A 24527-nucleotide genomic window follows, 5' to 3' on the forward strand; every position below is an offset into this window, starting at 1 on the left:
TCTGCTTCCAATAGTGACCTTAACGATTGATTCAACCCTAAGTCACAGTGTCCGCGCGCAGTTCAAGCGCGGATACAAGTGCATGACCCGACGTCTTCCTTCGCTACAGGCGATGACCCTGTCCACGAAGGTGATCCTGCTCGCCATGGTTGTGGTAACACTCACGGCGGGGGCAATCTGGATCACCGTCTCGCGGCAGACCTGGTCGCAGATGGAGGCGGAGCAGCGCACCAACGGCGAGCGCAACCTGCGCACGCTGGCGCTCGTCCTGGCCGCGCGGCTTCCCGGAACGACGGCCGACGTGACGGAGGCGCGGATCGCCAAGGTGGTGACGCCGAGCCTCGCGGGCTTCGCGGACGCGTCCGTGGTCGACGATGCGGTGGCCTATTCCGGCGGCGTCGCCACGGTGTTCAGCTATGAGCCGGCCACCGGTACCTTCGTGCGGCGGCAGACGACCGTGCGCGGCCAGGATGGAGCCCGCGCCGTCGGCACCCTGCTCGCCGCGGACAGCCCGGCCCAGGCCGCGGTGCGCGCGGGCCGGACCTACGAGGGCCCGGCGGTGCTGTTCGGGCGCCGCTTCTACACCGTCTATCAGCCGACCCTGGACGCGGCCGGCACCGTCAACGGCATCCTGTTCATCGGGCTCCCGATCGAGATGTATTTCGACGCCTACGCGCAGACGATGACGAGCCTCAGCGTGGCCGCCCTGGTCATCGCGGTGCTCGCCTGCGCCCTGGTCGGCCTGGTGGCGGCGCGCCTGTTCCGGCCCTTCGCCGCCATCTCGTCGCGGATCGAGGCGCTGGCGGCAGACGATCTGGAGACCCCGATCCCCCATACCGGGCGCGGCGACGAGATCGGCGCGGTGGCCCGGTCCCTCGAAGTGCTGCGCAGCGCCGGCCTGCGGACCCGGGAACTCGAAGGTCTCCAGAGCGCGGGCGCGGCGGACGAGGCCCGGCGCCGGGCGAATCTCGACCGCGTCATCGAGGCGTTCCGCAGGCAGGTCGTGGTGTTGAAGGGCTCGCTCACCGCGAGCACCGGCGAGATGCGGGCGCGCGCCGACGAGATGGTGGCCACCTCCGCGGAGGCGGAAATCGCCGTGGCCGAGACCGAGCGGGGCTCGCACGAGACTTCGGCGAGCGTCCAGACGGTGGCGAGCGCGGCCGAGGAACTCTCCGCGTCGATCGGCGAGATCGGCATGCAGCTCGACCAAGCCGAGCGGCTGGTCACCACCGCGGCCGTGGAGGCGGAGACGATGAACACCGAGATCACGGACCTCGCGGATGCCGCGAGCCGGATCGGCGACGTGGTCGGGCTGATCCGCCAGATCGCCGGGCAGACCAACCTGCTCGCGCTCAACGCCACGATCGAGGCGGCGCGCGCGGGCGAGGCTGGCAAGGGCTTCGCGGTGGTGGCGTCCGAAGTGAAGGCCCTCGCCTCGCAGACGGCCAAGGCGACGGAGGAGATCGGCAACCAGATCGCCGGGGTCCAATCCTCCACCGAGGCGACCGTGGCGGCGATCGGCCGGATGAGCGAGCGGATGCGGGCGGTCACCGAGACCACGGGCGGCATCGCCTCCGCGGTCTCGGCACAGAGCGCGGCCACGGCCGAGATCTCGCGCAACGTCGCCGACACGGCGGGGGCCACGGAGGCGATCGCCGGCGGCCTGACCACGGTGGCCGGCGCCGCCCGGCGCTCCGCCCGGATGGCGGCCACCGTCACCGGCGCGGCCCAGACCGTGGATTCGGTGGCGGCCGAGCTGGAGAGCGAGATCGAGCGCTTCCTCGCGCAGGTCGCCGCCTAGGCCGGGCCCGGCTCCGGTCCGGGCTCGGCGTTCAGAGCCCGAACCGCGCGAAGGCGGCGCGCTCCTCGAGCGCCGCCAGGGCGTCCTCGGCGATTCCGCCCGGCGCCCCGCCCCGGCGCAGCAGGCGGGACAGGATCCCGCCCCGAGCCTCGGCGACCAGACGTAGGTCGACGGTGTCGCCGAAGCGGGCGCGCATGGTGGCGCGGACGTCGCCGAGTGCGTCGACCAGCCCGAGGGCGAGCGCCTGGCGGCCGGTCCAGACTGCGCCGGTGAACAGGTTCTCGGAGGTCGACAACGTCGGGCGCCGCGCCCTCACGAGACCGGTGAACAGATCCTGGATGTCGGCCTGAAGGCGCTTCAGGCGCTCCACGTCGGCCGGGTCCTCCGGGCGGAACGGGTCGAGCATCGACTTCGCCTCGCCCTGGGTGTGGACCCGGCGCTCGACGCCGATCTTCTCCAGCAGGCCGTGGAAGCCGAAGCCGGCCGAGACCACCCCGATCGAGCCGACGATCGAGGTCGGGTCGGCGACGATCTCGTCGGCCGCGCAGGCGATCATGTAGCCGCCCGACGCCGCGACATCCTCCACGAAGGCCACGACCGGCAGTGTCTTCTCCTCGGCCAAGGCCCGGATGCGCCGGTGGATCAGGTGCGACTGCGCCGGCGAACCGCCCGGCGAGTTGATCACGATCGCCACCGCCTTGATCCCGGGCATCGTGAAGGCCCGTTCCAGGCTGCCCGCGACCCCGCCGATCGAGAGCCCCGGGCGGATCGGCGAGACCGCCCCGATCGTGCCGGAGAGCCGGACCACGGCGACCCGCGGGCGGCGGTCGCGGAAGCGGCGCGGCAGGAAGGCCCGGAGGGCGTCGGGAAGCGCGAACGGCATGGGGTCTCTTGGACGGCGCGGGAAGCGTGAGTGCTGCCGCCCGAATTGGGCGTTCCGGCGCCGGGCGCAAGGGAACCGGGACAGGAGGTCCCGGCGCTCATGGCGGTCTGCGCAGTCGCAGCGGATCGAACCGTTTGCCGACCTTGGCGGTTCCTGCCGGTGGCGCGGATCGCGCCGGCCCGGATCGGCGGACGGCCTCCGGGTGCTCACACGGGAGAGAGACGATGCGACCCTGGCCTATCCTGGTCCTGCTCGCCGCGCTGATCGGGGGCTTCGCCAACGCCCCCGCGGGAGCGGCACCCCTGCCGGTCCCGGCCGCCGCCGAGGCGGCTGCGCCCGGCCCCACGGTGCAACTCGCGCGCTGGCACTATCGGCGCCACTGGCACCGGCGCCATCACTGGCGGCGGCACTGGCATCACCGGCGCCATCACTGGCATCGGCGGCACCATTGGCACCGTCATTATGGGCACCGCCGGCCCGTCGTTTACCGCCGGCATTTCGCCCCCCGGCACCCGACTTTCTACTGACGGATGCAGCCTGCGCCCCGGCCGGATCGGTCCGGGGCGCAGCCTTGTGTGCGGGCGCGGAAAAGCTTATTTAACCACCTGATATCACTGCTGTTCCGCAAGGCCGTCCGGGCGCTCCGCGCGCCACCGGGACGGTCGCCAGCACCGCCCCTCCGGGCCTGATTACGGGTAATTCCTTGGCCGAGACCGATCCGACGGGCACCGCCCCGCCCGCCAGCGACATTCGCCCCGTCTCCATCACCGACGAGATGCGCCGCTCCTACCTCGATTACGCCATGAGCGTGATCGTGAGCCGCGCGCTTCCCGACGCGCGCGACGGCCTGAAGCCGGTCCACCGCCGCATCCTGTATTCCGCCTTCGAATCCGGGCATCTGCCGGAGCGGAAATACGTCAAGTCGGCGCGCATCGTCGGTGACGTGATCGGTCTCTACCACCCGCACGGCGACCAATCGATCTACGACGCCCTGGTGCGGATGGCGCAGGACTTCTCCATGCGCCTGATGCTCATCGACGGGCAGGGCAATTTCGGCTCGGTCGACGGCGATCCGCCGGCGGCCATGCGCTACACCGAATCGCGCCTGGCCAAGCCCGCCACGGCGCTGCTCTCGGATATCGACAAGAACACCGTCGACTTCCAGCCGAACTACGACGAATCGCGGGAGGAGCCCACCGTCCTCCCGGCCCGGTTCCCGAACCTTCTGGTCAACGGCGCCGGCGGCATCGCGGTCGGCATGGCGACCAACATCCCGCCGCACAATCTCGGCGAGCTGATCGACGCCTGCGTGGCGCTGATCGACGATCCGGGGCTGACCATCGAGCAGCTCACCGAGATCGTCCCCGGGCCGGACTTCCCCACCGGCGGCATGATCCTCGGCCGGGCCGGCACCCGGCAGGCCTACGCCACCGGCCGCGGCTCGGTGATCATGCGCGCCAAGTCGCATGTCGAGGAGCTGCGCAAGGAGCGCGAGGCGCTGATCTTCACCGAGATCCCGTATCAGGTGAACAAGGCGACGCTGGTCGAGAAGATCGCCGAGCTCGTGAAGGAGAAGCGGGTCGAGGGCATCTCGGACCTGCGCGACGAATCCGACCGCAGCGGCATGCGCATCGTGGTCGAGATCCGGCGCGACGCGATGGCCGAGGTCGTGCTGAACCAGCTCTACCGGTTCACGCCGCTGCAATCCTCCTTTGGCTGCAACATGGTCGCCCTCAATGGCGGCCGGCCGGAGCTGATGAACCTGAAGGACCTGCTCCAGGCCTTCGTAGACTTCCGCGAGGAGGTCGTCTCCCGGCGCACCAAGTTCCTGCTCGGCAAGGCCCGCGAGCGCGCCCACGTCTTGTGCGGCCTGGCGATCGCGGTCGCCAATATCGACGAGGTGATCCGGCTGATCCGCACCTCGCCGGACCCGAACTCGGCCCGCGAGGCCCTCATGAACCGCGACTGGCCGGCCCACGACATCGCGCCGCTGATCGCGCTGGTCGACGACCCGCGCCATCGGGTCGCCGAGGACGGGACCTACCGCCTGTCCGAGACCCAAGCCCGCGCCATCCTCGACCTGCGCCTGCAGCGCCTCACCGCCCTCGGCCGCGACGAGGTCGGGGACGAGCTGAAGACGCTGGCCGACGAGATCGCCGACTATCTCGACATCCTGCGCTCGCGCGCCCGCATCCAGGCGATCGTCAAGGACGAGCTGATCGAGGTGCGGCAGCAATTCGCTACCCCGCGCCGGACCGAGATCGTCGACTACGATTCGAGCGTCGACGACGAGGACCTGATCGCCCGCGAGGACATGGTCGTGACCGTGTCCCATGCCGGCTACGTCAAGCGCGTGCCGCTCTCGACCTACCGGGCCCAGCGCCGGGGCGGGAAGGGCCGTTCGGGCATGGCCACCCGCGACGAGGATTTCGTCACCCGTCTGTTCGTGGCCAACACCCACACGCCGGTGCTGTTCTTCTCCAGCCAGGGCCAGGCCTACAAGGAGAAGGTCTGGCGGCTGCCGATGGCCGCCCCGAACGCCCGCGGCAAGGCGCTGGTGAACATCCTGCAGCTGCAGGACACCTCCGAGCGCATCACCACGATCATGCCGCTGCCCGAGGACGAGGCGTCCTGGGAGACGCTCGACGTGATGTTCGCCACCGCCAGCGGCAACGTCCGGCGCAACAAGCTGTCGGATTTCGTCCAGGTGAACCGCAACGGCAAGATCGCCATGAAGCTCGATCCGGGCGACCACATCGTCCATGTCGAGATCTGCCGGCCGGACCAGAACGTGCTGCTCACCACCGCCAAGGGCCAGTGCATCCGCTTCCCGGTGGAGGATGTGCGCGTGTTCAAGGGCCGCGATTCCACCGGCGTGCGCGGCATCCTGCTCGCCCCGGACGACCGGGTGATCTCGATGACCATCCTGAACGCTTTCGACGCCAGCGCCGAGGAGCGGACGGGCTACCTGAAGATGCGCCGCGCCGTCACCGGTGAGGCGGACGAGGGCGCCGAGGTGGAGGCCGAGGACGGCGCCGAGGCCGCCGCGATCTCGCCGGAGCGCTACGCCGAGATGGGCGCGGCCGAGCAATACGTGCTCACCCTGTCCGAGCGGGGCTACGGCAAGCGCTCCTCGTCCTTCGAGTACCGGACCTCGGGCCGCGGCGGTAAGGGCATCACGGCCATGCGGGTCAACGACCGCAACGGCAACCTCGTGGGCTCCTTCCCGGTCGAGGCCACGGACCAGATCATGCTGGTCACCGACCGCGGCCAGCTGATCCGGGTGCCGGTAGACGACATCCGCATCGTCGGCCGCGCCTCACAGGGCGTGACCGTGTTCAACACCGCCAAGGACGAGAAGGTCGTGTCGGTGGAGCACATCGAGGGCGAGGACGAGGAGAACGGCGAGGGCGTCGCCGAGGCCGGTCCGGAGGGGGGCGCCGAGGAGGTTTGAGGCTCCGGCCCGCGCACCGCGAGGTTCCGTCCGGCGCAAAAATGCTCTAGGTCGGGTCGCGATGACCCGCACCGCCCTCTACGCCGGCTCGTTCGATCCGGTCACGAACGGCCATCTCGACGTGGTCCGCCAGGCCTGCCGGCTGGTGGACTGCCTCGTGATCGCCATCGGCGTCCATCCCGGCAAGGCGCCGCTCTTCTCCGCCGAGGAGCGCGCCGCGCTGCTCACCGAGACCTGCGGGCCGGTGGCCGAAGCCGAGGGCGCGACGCTCGAGATCGCGACGTTCGCGGACCTCGCGGTCTCGGCGGCCCGGCGCTGCGGCGCGTCGATCTTCATCCGCGGCCTGCGCGACGGCACGGATCTCGATTACGAGATGCAGCTCGCCGGCATGAACGGCGCCATGGCGCCCGAGGTGCAGACCGTGTTCCTGCCCGCCTCGACGCAGGCGCGCCCGATCACCGCGACGCTGGTGCGCCAGATCGCCGGCATGGGCGGGGACGTCTCGCCCTTCGTGCCCGCCGCCGTCGCGGCCCGCCTCCGGCAGCGCTTCGCCGCCACCGCCTGATCCTCTGACCTCTCTGGAAGGAACCCGATGAATCGCCGCCACGCCCTCCTCGCGCTCGCCCTCACGTTCGGCTCCATCCCGGCCGCCCGAGCCGCCGACGCCAACACGGTCTATCTCGAGACCAAGGACGGGCGCATCACCATCGCGCTGCGGCCCGACCTTGCCCCGAAGCACGTCAAGCAAATCAAGACGCTGATTTCCCAGGGCTTCTACGACGGCCTGAAGTTCCACCGGGTGATCGACGGCTTCATGGCCCAGACCGGCGACCCGAAGGGCAACGGCACCGGCGGCTCGAGCCTGCCGAACATCCCGGCGGAGTTCTCGCAGACCGCCGAGTTCCGCCGCGGCACCGTCGGCATGGCCCGCTCGTCGGATCCGAACTCGGCCAACTCGCAGTTCTTCATCTGCCTCGGCGACGCGCCGTTCCTGAACAAGCAGTACACCGTCGTTGGCAACGTCACCGACGGGCTCGACGTGCTCGACAAGATCAAGAAGGCCGCCCCCGGCGCACCGGGCGGGGCCGTGCAGGACCCGGACAAGATCGTCCGCATGACGCTCGCCGAGAAGGCGAAGTAGCGCGCGCCGATGTGGCGCCGGCTCGCCGTCCTCGGCGCGCTCGCCCTCGCTCCGGCGACGGCGCATGCCTATGATGGCGGCTATGCCTATGGCGGCTACGCCGACGAGGCCGGGGGCGGCTATCGCTTGAGCCTGCCGCAGACCCTGCGGGGCACCGTCGCGGTGCCCCTGGCGCGGCCCCCGGCCGGGGCCGCCGACACCCTGGCCGAGCTCTATCCGGTGCTGGCGGCCTGCTGGCGACCGCCCGCCGGTCTCGGCCGGCCCGCGGCCGGGTCCGACGATGTCGAGATCACCGCGCGGCTGTCGCTCCGGCGCGATGGCAGCCTGATCGGCACGCCGCGCATCACCTATGCGGCGGGGTTCGCGCGGGACCAGCGCCGCACCCTCGTGCGGGCGACCCTCGAGGCGCTCGCTGGCTGCACCCCGGCGCGGATCACCCCCGGCCTCGGCCGGGCGATTGCCGGGCGGCCGGTGGCCCTGCGCTTGGTCTACCGCCCGCCGGCCTGACCGTTTCGCCGCGCTCGCCGGATCGGGGGAGCGCCGCTACATTCCCACCAACAGGAAGGACAACACCATGGCCGACACCGACACTCTCACCCTCGAGACCACCAAGGGCCGCGTCGTGATCGCGCTGCGCCCCGACCTCGCCCCCGGCCATGTCGAGCGGATCAAGACGCTGGCGGCGCAGGGCTTCTACGACGGCGTGCCGTTCCACCGGGTAATCGAGAACTTCATGGCCCAGACCGGTGACCCGACCGGCACCGGCTCGGGCGGCTCCGAGCTGCCGGACCTGAAGGCCGAGTTCAACGCCGAGCCCCACGTGCGCGGCACCTGCTCGATGGCCCGCACCAACTTCCCCCACTCGGCGAACTCGCAGTTCTTCATCTGCTTCGACGACGCCCGCTTCCTCGACAAGCAGTACACCGTCTGGGGCAAGGTCGTGGACGGCATGGACGTGGTCGACACGCTCAACAAGGGCGAGCCGCCGCGCTCGCCGGACAAGATCGTGAAGGCGACGGTCGGCGAAGCGGCCTGATAAGCCGACCGGACGTGTCCGCCCGCCCGGGCGGACACGTCCGGGCACCGGGGGCACGGTGTCCCTTTGCAAGGTGGCCGCGACCTGCGAAGCCGCTGCGCCATGGAAACCGCCACGCTTCCGATTCGGGACCTCTGCCTCGCCGTCGCGGTGGTCGCCGTCTGGGGCACCAACTTCGTGGTGATCCGGATCGGGCTCGACCACCTGCCGCCGCTGCTGTTCGCGGCGCTGCGCTTCCTGCTGGCGGCCTGCCCTGGTGTGTTCCTGCTGCCCCGGCCCGCCGTGCCCTGGCGCAACCTCGCGGCCTACGGGCTGCTGATCGGGGCCGGGCAGTTCGGGCTCCTGTTCATCGCCATGCGCGGCCACATCACCCCCGGCCTCGCCGCGCTGGTGATCCAGATCCAAGTGTTCTTCACCATCGGCCTGTCGATCCGCCTCACCGGCGAGCGGGTGCTCGGCTACCAATGGGCCGCCCTGGTGCTCGCGGCGGCTGGCATCGGCGTGATCGCGCTGCATGCCGACGCCGCCACGACGCCCCTCGGCCTCGGCCTCGTCATCCTGGCGGCGGCGAGCTGGGCCGGCGGCAACGTCGCGGCGAAGCGCAGCGGCGTCCGCGCGATGCTGCCCTACGTGGTCTGGGCCAGCCTGTTCTCGGCGCCGCCGCTCTTCGCGCTGTCCCTCCTCCTCGAAGGCTGGGACGCGATCCGCGCGGGGCTCCAGAATGCCGATGCAGCGACCTGGGCGGCGGTGATTTGGCAATCCGCGGGCAATACCCTGTTCGGCTACGCCGTCTGGGGATGGCTGCTCTCCCGCCACCCCGCGGCGCAGGTCGTCCCGATGGCGCTGCTGGTGCCGGTTTTCGGGATGACCGGATCCGCCCTCTGGCTCGGCGAGGCGCTGCCGGCCTGGAAGCTCGGCGCCGCCGGGCTGGTCATCTCCGGCCTCGCCCTCGGCATCCTCTACCCGCGCTGGCAGGCACGCCGCCGCTGAGGCGGACGGGCTTCAGCCGCGCCCGAGCCCGGCCAGGATCGCCTCGGCGGCCGCCATGTCCCCGCGGGCGTTGAGGTTCAGGAACGGGTCCAGGGGCTCCGTCGGCCAGGAGATTGTCGCCGCGCCATGGCGCGCGATGAACGCGCCGACCCGCCGCTCGTCCCGCTCCACCAGAGTCCGACGCAGGTCCGCCCGCAGCCCGACCGGCCAGAGCGCCACGGTGTAGTGCTCGCGACCGCCCGAGGCGGCCAGCGCGATCGGAGCTTGGCCGAGCGCGGCGCGGAGCCGCTCGGCGAGGTCTTCCGGCAGGAACGGCGCGTCGCCCGGGACGCTCAGAACATGCGTGACCGCCGGCCGATGCTCGGCGGCGAAGTCGAGGCCGGCGAGCAGGCCGGCCAGCGGCCCCGGCAGGCCGGGGACAGGATCGGGCAGAACGGGCCCCGGAAACCCGGGGAAGCGGCTCGGATCGCCGTTGGCGCTGAGCGCCAGGCCGGCCGGGCATTGCGGTCCCAACCGCTCCGTCACCCGCGCCAGCAGCGGCCGGCCGCCGAGTTCGAGCAGCGGCTTGTCGACTCCGCCCATCCGGCGGCCGCGGCCGCCGGCCAGGATCAGGCCGAGGATCGACGCCGCCAAGATCCGGCTCCCGGGGCCTATTCGATCACGATCCGGGGCGCGGTCCGCCCGGCCGGCGCCCCCGAGAGGTTCGCCCACAGGGACGCGGCGATGTCGCGGTAGACCTTGGCGTGCGGCCCGTCCGGATTGGTCGCCACCACGGGGCGGCCGGAATCCGAGGTCTCCCGGATGGTCATGTCGAGGGGCACCTCGCCGAGGAACGGCACGCCGAGGCGCTGCGCCTCGATGCGGGCGCCACCATGCCCGAAGATGTGCGAGGCGTGGCCGCAATTCGGGCAGATGAAGGTCGCCATGTTCTCGATCACGCCGAGGATCGGGACCGCGACCTTCTTGAACATGGTCACGCCCCGGCGGGCATCGATCAGCGCCAGATCCTGGGGTGTCGAGACGATGACGGCGCCCGAGAGCGGCGTCGCCTGGGCCATGGTGAGCTGGGCGTCGCCGGTGCCGGGCGGCATGTCGACGATGAGCACGTCGAGCTCACCCCAGAGCACGTCGCGCAACATCTGAGTGATGGCCGATTGCACCATCGGCCCGCGCCAGATCATCGCCGTCTCGGGCTCGATCAGGAAGCCGATCGACATGACCTTCAGCCCGTAGCCGACCATCGGCTCCATGGCCTTGTTGTCGACCACGGTGGGCTTGCCGGACAGGCCGAACAGCTTCGGCACGGAGGGGCCGTAGATGTCGGCATCGAGCAGGCCGACCTTCAGCCCCTGGGCCTGCAAGGCCAGCGCGAGATTGCAGGCGGTGGTGGACTTGCCGACGCCGCCCTTGCCGGAGGCGACCGCCACGATGTGGCGCACGCCGGCGATCTGCGGCCCCTGGTTCGGGGGCGCGCCGGGCCGCGGCGGTGCCACCGGCGGCGGGGTCACCGGACGGGGCGCGGCGTCGCTCTGGGCCGGCATGCCCGGGCCGCGCTCGGAGGTCAGGCTGGCGAACACCCCCGAGACGCCGGGCATCTGCAGGACGCGCCCCTCCGCCTGCCGCCGCACCGGCTCGAACCGCTCGGCCTCGCTCGGATCGACTAGGATCGAGAACATCACCCGGTTGCTCGGGTCGACCACGACCTGGGACAGTCGCCCGGAGCCGGGCAGGGTGGTGCCGGCGGCGTCGACGGTGACGGATTGGAGCGCGCGCAGCACGTCGTCGCGGGTAATCGCCAAATCGTCCTCCACCGGGAGCAAGCAGGTCTAATACCCGCTGCATGTAACCGAGCGCCGCGAGAACGCCAGACCCGTCCTCGCACCTCCGTGACGCGGCCCTGACTCAAAGGGCTTTGCACGGGGTCACTGCCCAGGTGGGTCACCGCCGTCCTGGCGGGATCGCGATCAGATTGCATTCCTCCATCGGGCCGCGCACCACGGTACCGTCGCCGCGCCGGTAGAAGCCGTGGCGAACGTGGCGGCAGCCGAGTGGCCCGCGCAGGCGCTTCACCCGTTCGATATGAACGCTGCCGGCGCGGCGCCCGGAGAAATCGTGGCCGCCGATCCGGACGCCCGGCCCGAACCGGACCTCGGCGCGGGCCGGCGTGACCGCCAGCCAGACCGATCCGATGAGCGCGGCCAGCCCCCAGCGGGCCGTCCACCGCCCGTTCGCCCCCATCCCGAAACCTCCTGAACCAAGCGGGCCTTCGCCCGTTGTCGAGGCGACTTGCGGGCGGGGCCTCACCAGAGGGGTCCCCCCGCGCGACTCGAGCGCCACGTCGGCGACAGCAAGGAGACCGGTTTCATGCATCAGGGCAACCACCGCGACCACGAGGGCGCGAAGAAGCTGTTCGAGCTGATCAAAGACGTGAAGATCGCGATGATGACCACCGTCGATGCCGAGGGGACGCTCAACAGCCGCCCGATGTGGAACAACGACGCCGACGAGAACGGCGACCTGTGGTTCTTCACCAAGCTGCACTCGCCCAAGACCTCCGAGATCAGCAAGGACAACCAGGTGAACCTCGCCTATTCGGACCCGTCGAGCCAGACCTACGTCTCGGTGGCCGGCAAGGCCGAGATCGTGCGCGACCAGGCCAAGATCGACGAGAAGTGGAATGAGAGCCTGAAGACCTGGTTCCCCAACGGCAAGAACGACCCCGAGGTCGCGCTGATCCGCGTCCATCCGGAGAAGGGCGAGTACTGGGACAGCCCCAACAGCACGATGCTGCACCTCTACGGCTACGTGAAGGCGTCGCTCACCGGCGAGAGCCCCAAGACCGAGACCAAGAAGGTCGATCTCGCCTGATCTCGCGCGACTGCGCGGCGAGGATATCGGGGGCGGCGCGCCGGAGGACAGCGCCGCCCTTCTTCTTGACGCGACCGCGCCCGGCATGCGCTCTGCGCCGGTGACGCGGCGGAAGAGTCCGAAGAGCATGATTGATCTGGCGAAGCGGGTCTACGATCACAGCTTCCGCATCGACCCGATCGTGCGGTCGCTGCTCGACACGGATTTCTACAAGCTGCTGATGGCGCAGACGATCCTGCGCCGGCATCCTCAGATCAGCACGACCTTCGGGATCACCAACCGGACGAAGCGCATCCGCATCGCCGACGAGGTCGATGCCGGGCTGCTGCGCGAGCAGCTCGATCATGTCCGCAGCCTCCGACTCAGCAAGGGCGAGGTGACTTGGCTGCGCGGCAACGTGTTTCGCGGCCAGGGGCGGATTCTCGGCCCCGAATTCGTGGCGTGGTTCGAGGGTTTCCAGCTGCCCGAATACGAGCTCGCGGTCCATGACGGCCAGTACGAGCTGACCTTCCACGGTCCCTGGATCGAGACCACCATGTGGGAGGTTCCGGCGCTGGCGATCCTCAACGAGCTGCGCGCGCGCGCCGTGCTGCGCGGCCTCGGCAAGCTCGACCTGCAGGTGCTCTACGCCCGCGCGATGACCCGGGTCTGGGAGAAGATCCAGCGGCTGCAGAAGCTGCCCGACCTGTCGGTGGCGGATTTCGGCACGCGCCGGCGCCACGGCTTCCTCTGGCAGGATTGGTGCGTCCAGGCGATGGCCGAGGGTCTGGGCGGCGCGTTCCTCGGCACCTCGAACTGCCTGATCGCAGCCCGGCAGGAGGTCGAGCCGGTGGGCACCAACGCCCACGAATTGCCGATGGTCTACGCGGCGCTGGCCGAGGACGATGCGTCGCTCGCCGCCGCGCCCTACCGGGTGCTGGCCGACTGGCAGGAGGATTACCAGGGCAACCTGCGGGTCATCCTGCCCGACACCTACGGCACCACCGGGTTCCTGGCCAACGCCCCGGACTGGGTCAGCGACTGGACCGGGATCCGCATCGACTCGAAGGACCCGATCGAGGGCGGCGAGGAGGCGATCCGCTTCTGGCGGGAGCGCGGCTACGATCCCCGGGACAAGCTGGCGATCTTCTCCGACGGGCTCGACATCGACCAGATCGAGCACATCCACGCCCATTTCCACGGGCGCATGCGCATCGGCTACGGCTGGGGCACGCTGCTGACCAACGATTTCCGCGGCCTCCTGCCGGACGGCAAGCTCGATCCGGTCTCGGTGGTCTGCAAGGTCACGGAGGCGAACGGCCGCCCGACGGTGAAGCTCTCGGACAACCCGACCAAGGCCCAGGGACCGGCCGACGAGATCGCGCGCTACCGCCGGGTGTTCGGGGTCGGCGAGCAGGAGGCCTTGCCGGTCCTGGTGTGAGGCGGTTCCGGCCTCGCATCCGTGATGCCCGCCCCCTGACGGCCGGCGCGGACAAGAGGTATGGTGTCGACCAACAGGGCCCGCCGCCTCTGGTCGGCCCGATGGGAGAACGCCATGACCCTGAATCGCCGCTCGCTCATCGGCGCCGCGGGCCTCGCCCTGGCGGCGCCGGCCCTCGACGGCGCGCAGGCCGCCGACGCCGCGAAGCCGGTCGCCAAGGCGCCGCCCGTCACAAAGATCCTGGCGCAGTGGATCCTGGCCTCGTCCTACGACGCCCTGCCGGAGAATGTCCGGCGCGAGGGCGTGCGCAGCTTCCTCAACTGGGTCGGCGTGGCGATCGGCGGCTCGCACCACGAGACCGTGGACGTCGCGGTCTCGGCGCTTCAGCCGTTCTCCGGGCCGCCGCAGGCTGGCCTGTTCGGCCGGTCGGAGCGGTTCGACATCATGAACGCCGCCTTCTTGAGCGGCGTGGCGAGCCACATCTTCGACTTCGACGACACCCACCTCAAGACGATCATCCACCCGGCCGGCCCGGTCGCCTCGGCGATCCTGGCCTATGCGCAGATGAAGCCGGTCTCGGGGAAAGCCTTCCTCGACGCGCTGGTGGTCGGGATCGAGACCGAATGCCGGATCGGCAACGCGGTCTACCCGAACCATTACGATGCCGGCTGGCACATCACCGGCACGTGCGGGCCGTTCGGCGCGGCGGCGGCGGTCGGCAAGCTGATGGGGCTGACCGAGCCGCAGATGGTCTACGCGCTGGGGCTCGCCGCCTCGCAGCCGGTGGGCCTGCGCGAATCGTTCGGCTCGATGAACAAGAGCTTCAACCCGGGCCGGGCAGCCTCGAACGGCCTGTTCGCCGCGATCCTGGCGGCCAAGGGCTTCACCTCCTCGGACGGCATGATCGAGGCCAAGCGCGGCTGGGCTAACACCATCTCGACCAAGCAGGACTGGTCCGAGATCACGGACGGGCTGGGAACCCGCTACGAGGCGCTGCTCAACACCTACAAGCCGTTCGCCTGCGGGATCGTCATGCACCCGACGATCGATGCCGGGGTGCAGATCCGCGACCAGGACCATGTCCGGCCGGAGGACATCGCCCGGGTCGACCTCAAGGTCCACCCGCTGGTGCTGGAACTCACCGGCAAGACGGCGCCGAAGACCGGCCTGGAGGGCAAGTTCAGCATCTACCACGCGGCCGCGATCGCGCTCGTGGAAGGCGCGGGCGGCGAGAAGCAGTTCAGCGACCGGGCGGTGAACGACCCGCGCGTGGTCGCTCTGCGCCAGAAGGTGGTGCCGGTGATCACCCCGGGCATCGACGCCGCGCAGGTGGACATGACCGTGACCCTGACCGACGGGCGGAGCTTCCACCGCCGGATCGAGCACGCGATCGGCAGCGTCGAGACCCCGATGTCGGACGCGCAGCTCGAGGCGAAGTTCACCGACCTCGCCGCCGGGGTCCTGCCGGAGGCCCAGGCCAAGCGGGTGATGCAGATGTGCTGGTCGCTGCCCGAGCTGGCGGATGTGGGCGAGGTGGCGCGGGCCGGGGTGCAGGGAGCGTAAGACGGCAGCGGATTGTCGGTAACGGACCTGCAAGGCAGGCGGGATCGTTTTCCGGCCCCGTGCCGTTCCCCTGCCGCGAGGCCCCGTGACCCCGGCGGGCGCCCGCTTGTGGCGTTCGGGGTGTGGACTCGCAGCATGGGCACGAGAACCCCGGTCGGGGCGCAGCCTGGACACGCGCTGGTTCCGCCGCGGCCCGCCCGCGTGACTGCGGCCGAGACCCCGCGGACCACCTCGGCGTCGCCGATCCTGGTCGGGGCCACCATCGTGGCGGTGCTGTATTTCGGCCGCGAGATCTTCATCCCGATCGCGATCGCGCTGCTCCTGTCCTTCGTGCTGACGCCGCTGGTGAACCGCCTGCGGCGCCTGCGCCTGCCGCGGTTGATGGCGGTGGGCGTGAGCGTCCTGCTGACCCTCGGGATCGTGGGTGCAATGGCGACCCTGATCGGCATCCAGGCGGCCGATCTCGCCGGCGACATCCCGCGCTACCGCACCACCATCGAGCGCAAGATCGAGGGCCTGCGCGCCTCGCCGGTGGGCCACGTCACCGATTACATCGCCAATATCGGCCGGGCGCTCCACAACGGCGGCAAGGAGCCGGGCCAGGACCAGGCCAAGGAGCCAGCGAAAGAGCCACAGCAGGCCGCGCCGCAGGCGCCCGAAGCGGCGCCCGGGCTGGACCCGGCGCGGCCGGGGCAAAAACCCGTCCTGGTCGAGGTGTCGTCGACCCAGCCGGGGCCGCTCGAGACGCTCGGCACCCTGCTGTCGCCGGTGCTGCAGCCGCTGGCGACCGTTGGCATCGTCTTCGTGGTCCTGCTGTTCGTCCTGATGCAGCGTGAGGATCTGCGCGACCGGATGATTCGGCTCGCGGGTTCCAGCGACCTGCACCGCACCACCGGGGCGATCGACGACGCGGCCGGGCGCCTCAGCCGCTACTTCGTGGTGCAGCTCGCCCTCAACACCGCCTTCGGGGTCGTGATCGGGATCGGCCTCTACTTCATCGGCGTGCCGAACCCGGTGCTGTGGGCGATCTTCGCGGCGCTGATGCGGTTCGTGCCCTATCTCGGGGCGTTCCTGTCGGCCCTCCTGCCGATCACGCTGGCCGCCGCGGTCGATCCCGGCTGGAACATGATGATCGCGGTGGCGATCCTGTTCCTGATCCTGGAGCCGCTCACCGGCCAGGTGTTCGAGCCGATCTTCTACGGCCAGTCCACCGGGCTCTCGCCCTTCGCGGTGCTGGTCTCGGCCCTGTTCTGGACCTGGCTGTGGGGGCCCGTCGGCCTGCTGCTGTCGACGCCGCTCACCGTCTGCCTGGTGGTGCTGGGGCGCCACGTCGAGCACCTCGAATTCCTCGACGTGCTGTTCGGCGATCGGCCGGCGCTCACCCCGGTGCAGAACTTCTACCAGCGGATCCTCGCGGGCGACTCCGAGGAGGTGCTGGGCCATGCCGAGCTGATCCTGCAGCAATGCTCGCTCTCGTCCTATTACGACGAGGTCGTCCTCAAGGCTCTCGAACTCGCCGCCCGCGACGCGGCGCGCGGGGTTCTCACCGCCCAGCAGAAGGGGGCGATGCGCACCGCACTGGGCGAGCTGATCGCCGACCTGTCCGACCGCAGCGATGCCAGCACCGGGACGGCGGGCGAGAACGGCGAGAACGCCTGCAGCCCGATGCCGATCGGCCCGGCGCCCGACGCGCTACCGCAGGCCTGGACGCGCCAGGGCGCGGTTTTGTGCATCTCGGGGCGCGGCTTCCTCGACGAGGCCGCAGCCATGATCCTGGCCCAGATCCTGGAGAAGCGCGGCATCGGCGTCCGCACGGTGCCGTTCTCGGACGCCTCGACGGCGCGGATCGGACGGTTCGAGCCGGGCCCCGCCCGGATGGCCTGTGTCGTCTCGCTGGCGCTGAACGGCGAGCCGACCCACCTGCGCCGACTGGTCCAGCGCCTGCAGGATCGGATGCCCGGCGTGCCGGTCCTGCTCGGCCTGTGGCTGGCCCAGAACGGCCAGTCGGACAAGGTCGCGCGCGCCAAGGACGGCGCGACCGCGGCGACCGATCAGGTTGCGTCCCTGCGCGAGGCCATCGAGGCGGTTCTGGGCGCCGTCCAGGCGGACATCGCCGCCGTTCCGGAGACCGGGGCGGCGCGCAAGCCGGAACCGGCGGACGCATGAGCGGAGGGGACTTGACGGCCGGGGTGCCGCCCCGGTTTCGTCGCGCACCGGCCAGGATACCGGACGGGTCGCGGGCAGATCAGGGGACAGGGCCGATGAGCGTCGTCGAACTCGGGCGGTTCATGGACGATCTCGCGGACGCGTCCGGCAAGGCGATCCTGCCGTTCTTCCGCGCGCAGTTCGGCCTCGACGACAAGGCCCGCGGCGGCGCGCCGTTCGATCCGGTCACGGAGGCCGACCGGGCCGCCGAGGTCGTGCTCCGGGCGATGATCGGCCAGACGTTTCCCGGCCACGGCATCCTGGGCGAGGAGTTCGGCGCCGAACGGCTGGACGCCGAATGCGTCTGGGTGCTTGACCCGATCGACGGGACCCGCGCCTTCATCGCCGGCCTGCCGACCTGGGGCACGCTGATCGGCCTCACCCGCAACGGCGTGCCGGTGCGTGGGCTGATGCACCAGCCCTATCTCGGCGAGCGCTTCACCGGCGACGGCCGCCACGCCCGCCTGCGCGGCCCGGCGGGCGAGCGCACCCTGCGGACCCGCCGCTGCCCCGACCTGGGCCAGGCGATCCTGGCCACCACCGACCCGCGCCTGTTCGCCTCCGGCGACGAGGCCGAGCGGTTCCGCACCCTTGAAGGCCAGGTGCGGCTGTCCCGCTACGGCGCCGATTGCTACGCCTATTGCATGCTGGCCGCCGGCCAGATCGACCTCGTGGTCGAGGCCGGCCTGAAGCCCTACGACATCGTCGCGCTGATCCCGATCGTCGAGGGCGCCGGCGGCCGGGTCACGGCCTGGGACGGCAGCTCGGCCGCCAACGGCGGGCGGATCGTGGCAGCCGGCGACCCGCGCTTGCACGAGGCGGCGCTGAAGGTCCTGAATCCGTGAGGGCGCACCGTCTCACGGCCCATCGGTTCCGAGCTTCGCATGCACGCGGGAGCCTGCCGGCGTGCTGCTGAACGCGCTCGTCCTTCTGACGGGCCTGATGCCCGCCGTGGGAGATCGCGCGGCCACGCTCATGGCCGCGCCGGCGGCGGCGTCCGCCCCCGCGGAGGCTGCGCCGCCGCGTTTCGATCCGGCGACACGCTCCGTCTCCAACTGGCACGTGCAGGCGGGCGAGAGCCTTCTGCCGCGAGCCCTGGCCCTGACGGCCCGGCTGGCCGAGGACCCGCCCTACGTCGCCCGCTGCGTCCGGCTCAACAACGGCTGGTGCATCAAGTCCGCCCGCTGGCCGGGGGAGATCGGTGCCGATGCGGAGGGCCACACCGCCTTCGCGACCCTGGCCGACGGGGCCGATGCAGCGGCGAGCCTGTTGCGCCGCTACTTCCGCGATTACGGCCGGCGCAACGCGCTCGCCATCGTGCGCCGCTGGGCGCCGTCCGAATGCCGCGTCGCGACGCCGGCCCGGGCGGGCAGGGGGATTGCGACCGGGGTTACGACGCCGGCGGTCTCGGCGACCCTGGCGCCTCGGGGGCTCGGCCGGACCCTGCGCGCCCGCTTCCTCGCCGCCCACCGGCCGGGCGGCGTCCCCCGGGCGCGGGCCAAGACCCTGCGGGTGCAGCCCTGGTCGCCGCTCGCCCGGATGGCCGGCCGGCCCGGGGCGCGTCCGGCCGCATCGCGGGTGCCGCACGTGGCGACGCTCCAGCCGGCGCCCGACATCGCCGCCGGGATCGCGGCCTCGGCCGAGTCCCGGCGGGTGACCGCGCCCCGGGGCGCCGCGGATCCCGCAGCGCTTCTCGACCGCAAGCTGCCGAGCCCGGACCGGATGGTCGCGGAATCCGCCCAGCTGCCGGCGATCGCGGCCGGGCTGCCCCTGCTCGACCTGCGGCTGCCGGCGCCGCTCTGCACCGGCGACGAGGTTCGGATCCAGGCCTATGCGGCGCGGATCAGCGGCAGCGTCGGGCTGAAGCCCAGCGACGACCTCGACCTGTTCGGGCCGGACGGTACGCCGCGGCCCAACCTGGCGCCGGTGATGCTGGCCATGTCGGCGGTGGAACTTGGAACGCTCCGGGCCGGGCCAGAGCTCGTTGCGGGGGCCATCGCCCGCCTGAAGCCCACGACACCGACACCCTAAAGTCCTGGTTTCAAAAGGTCCGAGACCTTTTGCGGGTCCAGGGCGGAGCCCTCGTCTCTCGTGGGCTCCGCCCCCGAACCCCGCCAAAGGGCAAAGCCCTTTGGAAACCCCGAGCCGGCCAAGCCTTGCGGTTCGGCCCGAACCGCGCCACCTGTGCCCGGCCTGTTTCCCGAGACGACGAGCCCGCCCGTGCCCCTGACCGACCTTGCCGCACGCGCCGGCTCGGCCGTCAAAGCCTTCGCCGAAGCCTCGCACGACCTGCTGATCCAGCCGACCTTGCGGCTCGGGGTCACCGGGCTCGCGCGCTCGGGCAAGACCGTGTTCACCACGGCGCTAATCCACCACCTCGTGGAGGCGCACGCCCTGCCGGCCTTCGCGCCCGCGCAGGAGGGCCGCCTGCGCCGCGCCCGGCTGGTGCCGCAGCCCGACGACGACGTGCCGCGCTTCCCCTTCGAGGAGCACTTCGCGACGCTCACCGAGGCGAGGCGCTGGCCGCGCTCCACCGACCGGATCAGCCAGTTCCGCCTGGAGATCGCCTACGAGCGCGCCGCCGGCTGGCGCAGCGGCCCGGCGACCCTGATGCTCGACGTGGTCGACTATCCAGGCGAGTGGCTGCTCGACCTCGCGCTGATCGAGACCAGCTACACCGCCTGGTCGCGGGCCACGATCAACGGCACGCGCCGGCCGGGCCGGAATACTGTGGCGGCGCCGTGGCTCGAGGCGCTCAAGGGCTTCGATCCCAACGGCCCCCTCGACGAGGTCGCGGCCGAGCGCGCCAGCGACGCGTTCAAGACCTATCTGGCGGCCCTGCGCGCCGGCCCGGAATCCGTCGCCACGACGCCGCCGGGGCGCTTCCTGATGCCCGGCGACCTCGCGGGCTCGCCGGCCCTGACCTTCGCGCCGCTCGACAATCTCACCGGCAGCATCGCCCCCGACAGCCTCGCCGGGCTGATGGAGCGGCGCTTCGAGGCCTACAAGGCCAAGATCGTCACGCCGTTCTTCCGCGACCATTTCCAGCGGGTCGACCGGCAGATCGTGCTGGTGGACGTGCTCGCCGCGGTCGATGCCGGGGCCACGGCCCTGGCCGAGCTGGAGGAGGCCCTCGACGCGGTGCTGCTCAGCCTCAATATCGGCCGCAACACGGTGCTGTCGAAGCTGTTCGCGCCCCGGGCCGACCGCGTGCTGTTCGCCGCCACCAAGGCCGACCACCTCCACCAGACCAGCCACGACCGGCTCGACGCGCTGCTGCGCCTGCTGGTCTCCCGGGCCATGCGCCGGACGGAAGCCGCCGGCGCCCGGGTCGGCACCGTGGCGCTCGCCTCCGTGCGCGCGACCCGTGAGACCACGGTCCATGACGGGCCCGAGATCCTGCGTGCGGTCGCCGGAACGCCCGAGGCCGGCGAGACGGTGGGCGACGAGGTGTTCGACGGCAACAGCGAGGCCGCGGTCTTCCCGGGCGAGCTGCCGGCCCGCGCGGAGGCCGTGCTGGAGGGTGCCGTCGCCCCGGGCTCGCTGCGCTTCCCGCGCTTCCGCCCGCCGCTGATCCGCCCCGACGGCCTCGGCCGTCCCGGCCACCTGCCGCAGATCCGCCTCGACCGGGCGATGCAGTTCCTGATCGGCGACAGGCTCGGGTGATGGACAGGGTGGCTGTCCGGGATGCCGCCGCGGTCGTGAACCGGTCGACGCATGCTTCGATCGCCCTGCGGCGTGCCGGCGTTCGTCCACACGCATGGCGCCCAACGCACACGGCGCTGGTTGGGGCGCGAGTCCCCTCTCCCGCACGGGAGAGGGGGCGTGTCGCGGCCGGCGCGAAGCGACGGGTCAACCTGGGAGTCCGTACCGGCGACGGCACCCAACGCAGCCGCACCGACCGGCTCCAACAGCCCACCGCCGTGAGGGCAGACCCGAAGAAACCCCTCTGGAGGCCGTAAGCATGTCCTCAGGCCAGAAACCCCGCGCCTTCCGGATCAATCCAGAGCCGCTGCCGGGGGCGGGGGTGACCACGACACCGCTCGCGGCCCGGCCGGAGCAGGCCCGGATCGTGGAAGAGCCGTTCGAGATCGTCGATGCGGCCGACGGCGTCGCGGTGCCGGTGGCGCCGCGGCGGCGCTCGCCCTGGGGGGCGCTGTTCCTGACCGCGGCCGGTGGGCTGGTCTCGCTGGGGATCGGGCTGTCGATCGAGCGGATGATCGCCGACCTGTTCCAGGCCGCGCCCTGGCTCGGCTGGGTGGCGCTCGCGCTGCTGGGCCTCGCCGGGCTGGCGCTCCTGGCGATCGTCGGGCGGGAGCTCGCCGGGCTGCGGCGCGAGCGGAAGATCGAGCGGCTGCGGCAATCCGCGATCGATGCGCTCGCCACCCGCGACCATACCGGCGCACAGGCGGTGGTGCAGGCGCTCTCGACCTTCTACGCCGACCGGGAATCCCTGGCGCCGGGGCGCGCCCGGATCGATGCGGCCGCCGACGCGATCCTCGACGTGGACGATCGGATCGGGCTGGCGGAGCACGAGCTGTTGGCGGGTCTCGACCGGCAGGCGCGCAACGCCATCGCGTCCACCGCCAAGCAGGTCTCGGCGGTGACGGCGCTGTCGCCGCGGGCGATCGTCGATGTCGCGTTCGTGGTCTTCGCTGCCGTCCGGCTGCTGCGCCGAATCGCATCGATCTATGGGGGCCGGCCCGGCTTCCTGGGCTTCCTGCGGCTGGCGCGCGCCGCGGTGGCGCATCTCACCGTCACCGGCGGCATGGCGGTCGGCGAGAGCGTGATGCAGCAGGTGCTGGGGCTCGGGATCGCCGCCCGGGTCTCGGCGAAGCTGGGGGAGGGCGTGCTCAACGGGCTGATGACCGCCCGATTCGGGCTGGCCGCTCTCAACGTCTGCCGGCCCCTGCCGTTCGTGCGCGAGGCGCCGCCGCGCCTCGCCGATGTGGCGGGCGAGCTGCTGCGCGCGGCAGAGCCCGAGTCGAAATAGGCCGGCCCGGTTATTTGGCGGCGGTGGCGGCGCGGCGATTCGCGATGCGGGAGAACATGTTGCCGGTGTAGTCGGCGACTTTCGGCTTCTCGGGCTCACCGACCTTGGCCTCGAACGCCTCGATGCGCTTCAGGAGCGCGGCGTCGTTGAACAGGGAGCTGTTGAAGTTGATGTGGGCCCGGGGCCCGAGGGCGGCCTGCACTAGGTCGAGTCGTTCCAGAAGCTCTTTACGCGTCACGGTGCTCTCCACGGGCGCCTTCGGGGCGAAGGACCGCCCAAGCCCACACTGGAAGCCGCGAGGGTAAACGACGCGTTAACGCGAGCGCGCTGTCCTACAACCCCTTCAGGAACCCGGCGAGGCGCATCAGGCCCTCGGGCCACGGTCCATGCCCGCTGGCGACGTTGATGTGGCCCGATTCGCCGGCATCCACCGTCAGGGCGCCCCAGGCATGGGCGAAATCGTCGGCCCGGTCGTAGCGGCAATACGGATCGGTCCGGCTGGCGACCAGGAGGGACGGGAAGGGCAGGGGCTCGCGCGGCACCGGCGCGAAGGCGCGCACGGCGTCGGGCAGGCCGGGCGCCTCCTCGACATCCGGGAAGGCCACGAACAACGCCCCGCGCACCACGCCGGCGTCGAAGCGGGGCGCCGCCTCGACGCTCGCGACGACACCGAGGCTGTGCGCGATCAGGATCACCGGCCGGGTCGCGGCCGCCACCGCCTCGGCGATCCGCCCGCACCAGGCCTCGGGGGTCGGCGCGTGCCAATCGTCCTGGGTCACCACCTGCGCGGTGGCGAGGCGGCCGGCCCAGCGGGCCTGCCAGTGGTCCTCCTCCGAGCCTCCGAGCCCCGGGACGATGAGGATGTCGCAATCGGCGGTTTTCATGCCGGCTGCCTAGCGCATGACGTGGAAAAGTGGAATCCGGTTTCCCGAAATCATCATGCGGGAACAAGGCGCTAGCGCCGCCCTCCGGGACGGGCGTCGGGATCGTCCCTCACTCCGCGGCGATCGGGGCGGCCCGGGCCGCGTCGGTGATGTGGCGGGCGATCTGGGTCGAGGCGTAGTTCTTGGCCTTGGCCTCGATCTCGAAATCGGCCCAGACCATGTGGCGGGCCACGAGATCGTTCACCGCCCGGTTCCACATCATGTCGGAATGGGCGGCAAGATCCCGGACCGCGTGGCCGGCGGCACGCAGGGCCGGGAAATCGGGCAGGGCATCCGGGTCGCAATCGGCCGAGACCGCCTCGCGCGAGACGCTGATATGGGCCACCGGCCGCACCCCGCGCCAGGACTCCCGCACTCGGGCGACGCGGGGATCGTCGGGCTCGAGATATTCGCCGCCGCTCTGGACCCAGTGATGGTGCAGGTCGAGCACCACCGGCACGATGTCGGCGAGCTGGAGCACCGCCTCGACGCCGAAGACGTTCTCGTCGTTCTCGACGGTGATGAGGTCGCGGGCCACTTGGCTCGCCCGGGGCAAGGTCTCGCGGAACCCCGCCACGCCCGGATCGCCGGCGCCGACATGGATGTTGATGTGGGCGCCGTGCGGGTGCCAGCCGCCGCCATAGCCCATGCGGTCGAAGATCTCGGCGTGGTAGTCGAGCTCGGACAGGCCGTTGGCGATGGCCGCCGGGTTGCGGCTCGCCAGCAGGCAGAACGGCCCCGGGTGGAAACTCAGCCGCACGCCGAGCCGGCGCGCCAGCGCCCCGGCCTCAGCCAGCCCGCGCGCGACCAGGGCCTCCATCTCGGGCTCGGCGTAGATCGTGCGCGCGATGGCGTGGGTGTAGCCGGGCAGGACGTTGCTCGCCATGCGCAGCAGGCGCTCGATCGGCGGCCGGGCCCCCACCCAGGCGATCTGGCGGGCCAGCGCATCGAGGTTGTGCGCGACGAGACCGGCGAGCTTGGCCCGCCGGGCGATGGGGTCCAGCTTGGCGAGATGCGCCATGGTCACGCTGGTCAGGTTCATGTGGAGCGTCGCCTCGCGCTCCGCCTTGAGGGTGGCGTGTGTGTCGAGCGGCTCGTCCAGAACGAACTTGCAGCAGAAACCAAGGCGGGGCTGATCGCGCATAGGATGCACAACGCGCGAGGACGCCGCGCGTGCCCGACATCGCGCGCGGAACGGCCGCGCTTCGCCGACGTTTGAGCCTTCGAGCGCGGCAGTTCCGCGCGGACGG

General features: G+C 71.4%; 23 protein-coding genes. 16 read left to right on the plus strand and 7 right to left on the minus strand.

Going from position 1 to position 24527, the window contains the following annotated elements; translation table 11 throughout:
• Nucleotides 1-82: 82 nt before the first annotated feature.
• Nucleotides 83-1801 carry a methyl-accepting chemotaxis protein gene (locus AKJ13_RS11965; protein ID WP_050733547.1) on the plus strand — a complete coding sequence of 573 codons (1719 nt, stop codon included), beginning with the start codon at nucleotides 83-85 and terminating at the stop codon, nucleotides 1799-1801.
• Nucleotides 1802-1832: 31 nt separating this feature from the next.
• On the opposite strand, the gene AKJ13_RS11970 is transcribed toward AKJ13_RS11965, so the two are convergent.
• Complete coding sequence (locus AKJ13_RS11970; RefSeq protein WP_050733548.1) at nucleotides 1833-2684, minus strand: S49 family peptidase; 852 nt, start codon at nucleotides 2682-2684, stop codon at nucleotides 1833-1835.
• A 224-nt stretch (nucleotides 2685-2908) separates the two neighbouring features.
• Between AKJ13_RS11970 and AKJ13_RS30370 the strand changes: the two genes are divergently transcribed.
• The 7 genes from AKJ13_RS30370 to AKJ13_RS12000 all read left to right on the plus strand — a co-directional run bounded on the left by AKJ13_RS30370 (nucleotide 2909) and on the right by AKJ13_RS12000 (nucleotide 9305).
• Nucleotides 2909-3211: a hypothetical protein gene (locus tag AKJ13_RS30370; RefSeq protein ID WP_082316928.1), complete on the plus strand. Its 303-nt coding sequence runs from the start codon at nucleotides 2909-2911 to the stop codon at nucleotides 3209-3211.
• Between the two features lie 176 nt (nucleotides 3212-3387).
• Nucleotides 3388-6138: a DNA gyrase subunit A gene (gyrA, locus tag AKJ13_RS11975; RefSeq protein WP_050733549.1), complete on the plus strand. Its 2751-nt coding sequence runs from the start codon at nucleotides 3388-3390 to the stop codon at nucleotides 6136-6138.
• Nucleotides 6139-6199: 61 nt separating this feature from the next.
• Nucleotides 6200-6703: a pantetheine-phosphate adenylyltransferase gene (gene coaD / locus AKJ13_RS11980; protein WP_050733550.1), complete on the plus strand. Its 504-nt coding sequence runs from the start codon at nucleotides 6200-6202 to the stop codon at nucleotides 6701-6703.
• A 27-nt stretch (nucleotides 6704-6730) separates the two neighbouring features.
• Nucleotides 6731-7279 (plus strand): peptidylprolyl isomerase, encoded by a 549-nt coding sequence (locus AKJ13_RS11985; RefSeq protein ID WP_050733551.1) that lies wholly within the window; start codon nucleotides 6731-6733, stop codon nucleotides 7277-7279.
• 9 nt (nucleotides 7280-7288) lie between these two features.
• The gene (locus AKJ13_RS11990) at nucleotides 7289-7786 is read left to right on the plus strand and encodes a hypothetical protein (protein WP_082316929.1); all 498 of its coding nucleotides are present in this window, start codon (nucleotides 7289-7291) and stop codon (nucleotides 7784-7786) included.
• A 67-nt stretch (nucleotides 7787-7853) separates the two neighbouring features.
• Nucleotides 7854-8315 (plus strand): peptidylprolyl isomerase, encoded by a 462-nt coding sequence (locus AKJ13_RS11995; protein WP_050733552.1) that lies wholly within the window; start codon nucleotides 7854-7856, stop codon nucleotides 8313-8315.
• Between the two features lie 102 nt (nucleotides 8316-8417).
• Nucleotides 8418-9305: an EamA family transporter gene (locus tag AKJ13_RS12000; protein WP_050733553.1), complete on the plus strand. Its 888-nt coding sequence runs from the start codon at nucleotides 8418-8420 to the stop codon at nucleotides 9303-9305.
• Nucleotides 9306-9317: 12 nt separating this feature from the next.
• On the opposite strand, the gene mobA is transcribed toward AKJ13_RS12000, so the two are convergent.
• The 3 genes from mobA to AKJ13_RS12015 form a co-directional block, all read right to left on the minus strand.
• Nucleotides 9318-9938, minus strand: a complete 621-nt coding sequence (gene mobA, locus AKJ13_RS12005) for a molybdenum cofactor guanylyltransferase MobA (protein WP_082316930.1) — start codon at nucleotides 9936-9938, stop codon at nucleotides 9318-9320.
• 17 nt (nucleotides 9939-9955) lie between these two features.
• Entirely contained in the window at nucleotides 9956-11104 is a 1149-nt protein-coding gene (gene apbC / locus AKJ13_RS12010; RefSeq protein ID WP_050733629.1) for an iron-sulfur cluster carrier protein ApbC, read from the minus strand.
• Nucleotides 11105-11243: 139 nt separating this feature from the next.
• Nucleotides 11244-11543, minus strand: coding sequence for a hypothetical protein (locus tag AKJ13_RS12015; protein ID WP_050733554.1), 300 nt, complete (start codon nucleotides 11541-11543; stop codon nucleotides 11244-11246).
• 126 nt (nucleotides 11544-11669) lie between these two features.
• Between AKJ13_RS12015 and AKJ13_RS12020 the strand changes: the two genes are divergently transcribed.
• The 8 genes from AKJ13_RS12020 (at nucleotide 11670) to AKJ13_RS12055 (ending at nucleotide 22354) form a co-directional block, all read left to right on the plus strand.
• Nucleotides 11670-12173 (plus strand): pyridoxamine 5'-phosphate oxidase family protein, encoded by a 504-nt coding sequence (locus tag AKJ13_RS12020; RefSeq protein ID WP_007562869.1) that lies wholly within the window; start codon nucleotides 11670-11672, stop codon nucleotides 12171-12173.
• Nucleotides 12174-12300: 127 nt separating this feature from the next.
• The gene (gene pncB / locus AKJ13_RS12025; protein WP_050733630.1) at nucleotides 12301-13593 is read left to right on the plus strand and encodes a nicotinate phosphoribosyltransferase; all 1293 of its coding nucleotides are present in this window, start codon (nucleotides 12301-12303) and stop codon (nucleotides 13591-13593) included.
• A gap of 114 nt (nucleotides 13594-13707) precedes the next feature.
• Complete coding sequence (locus AKJ13_RS12030; RefSeq protein WP_050733631.1) at nucleotides 13708-15156, plus strand: MmgE/PrpD family protein; 1449 nt, start codon at nucleotides 13708-13710, stop codon at nucleotides 15154-15156.
• 135 nt (nucleotides 15157-15291) lie between these two features.
• The gene (locus tag AKJ13_RS12035; RefSeq protein WP_050733555.1) at nucleotides 15292-17322 is read left to right on the plus strand and encodes an AI-2E family transporter; all 2031 of its coding nucleotides are present in this window, start codon (nucleotides 15292-15294) and stop codon (nucleotides 17320-17322) included.
• A 95-nt stretch (nucleotides 17323-17417) separates the two neighbouring features.
• Nucleotides 17418-18206, plus strand: coding sequence for a histidinol-phosphatase (gene hisN / locus AKJ13_RS12040; RefSeq protein ID WP_050733556.1), 789 nt, complete (start codon nucleotides 17418-17420; stop codon nucleotides 18204-18206).
• Between the two features lie 61 nt (nucleotides 18207-18267).
• Nucleotides 18268-19392: a hypothetical protein gene (locus tag AKJ13_RS12045; protein WP_050733557.1), complete on the plus strand. Its 1125-nt coding sequence runs from the start codon at nucleotides 18268-18270 to the stop codon at nucleotides 19390-19392.
• A gap of 189 nt (nucleotides 19393-19581) precedes the next feature.
• The gene (locus tag AKJ13_RS12050; protein WP_050733632.1) at nucleotides 19582-21027 is read left to right on the plus strand and encodes a YcjX family protein; all 1446 of its coding nucleotides are present in this window, start codon (nucleotides 19582-19584) and stop codon (nucleotides 21025-21027) included.
• A 298-nt stretch (nucleotides 21028-21325) separates the two neighbouring features.
• Nucleotides 21326-22354 carry a TIGR01620 family protein gene (locus AKJ13_RS12055; protein ID WP_050733558.1) on the plus strand — a complete coding sequence of 343 codons (1029 nt, stop codon included), beginning with the start codon at nucleotides 21326-21328 and terminating at the stop codon, nucleotides 22352-22354.
• A gap of 10 nt (nucleotides 22355-22364) precedes the next feature.
• Here AKJ13_RS12055 and AKJ13_RS12060 read toward each other — a convergent pair whose 3' ends face one another.
• The 3 genes from AKJ13_RS12060 to AKJ13_RS12070 form a co-directional block, all read right to left on the minus strand.
• Nucleotides 22365-22592 carry a hypothetical protein gene (locus tag AKJ13_RS12060; RefSeq protein ID WP_007562848.1) on the minus strand — a complete coding sequence of 76 codons (228 nt, stop codon included), beginning with the start codon at nucleotides 22590-22592 and terminating at the stop codon, nucleotides 22365-22367.
• A gap of 94 nt (nucleotides 22593-22686) precedes the next feature.
• Nucleotides 22687-23238 (minus strand): alpha/beta hydrolase, encoded by a 552-nt coding sequence (locus AKJ13_RS12065; protein ID WP_050733559.1) that lies wholly within the window; start codon nucleotides 23236-23238, stop codon nucleotides 22687-22689.
• A 109-nt stretch (nucleotides 23239-23347) separates the two neighbouring features.
• Nucleotides 23348-24421: a UV damage endonuclease UvsE gene (locus AKJ13_RS12070; RefSeq protein ID WP_050733560.1), complete on the minus strand. Its 1074-nt coding sequence runs from the start codon at nucleotides 24419-24421 to the stop codon at nucleotides 23348-23350.
• Nucleotides 24422-24527 lie beyond the last annotated feature (106 nt).

The organism is Methylobacterium sp. ARG-1 (assembly GCF_001262595.1).
Lineage (GTDB): Bacteria > Pseudomonadota > Alphaproteobacteria > Rhizobiales > Beijerinckiaceae > Methylobacterium > Methylobacterium brachiatum.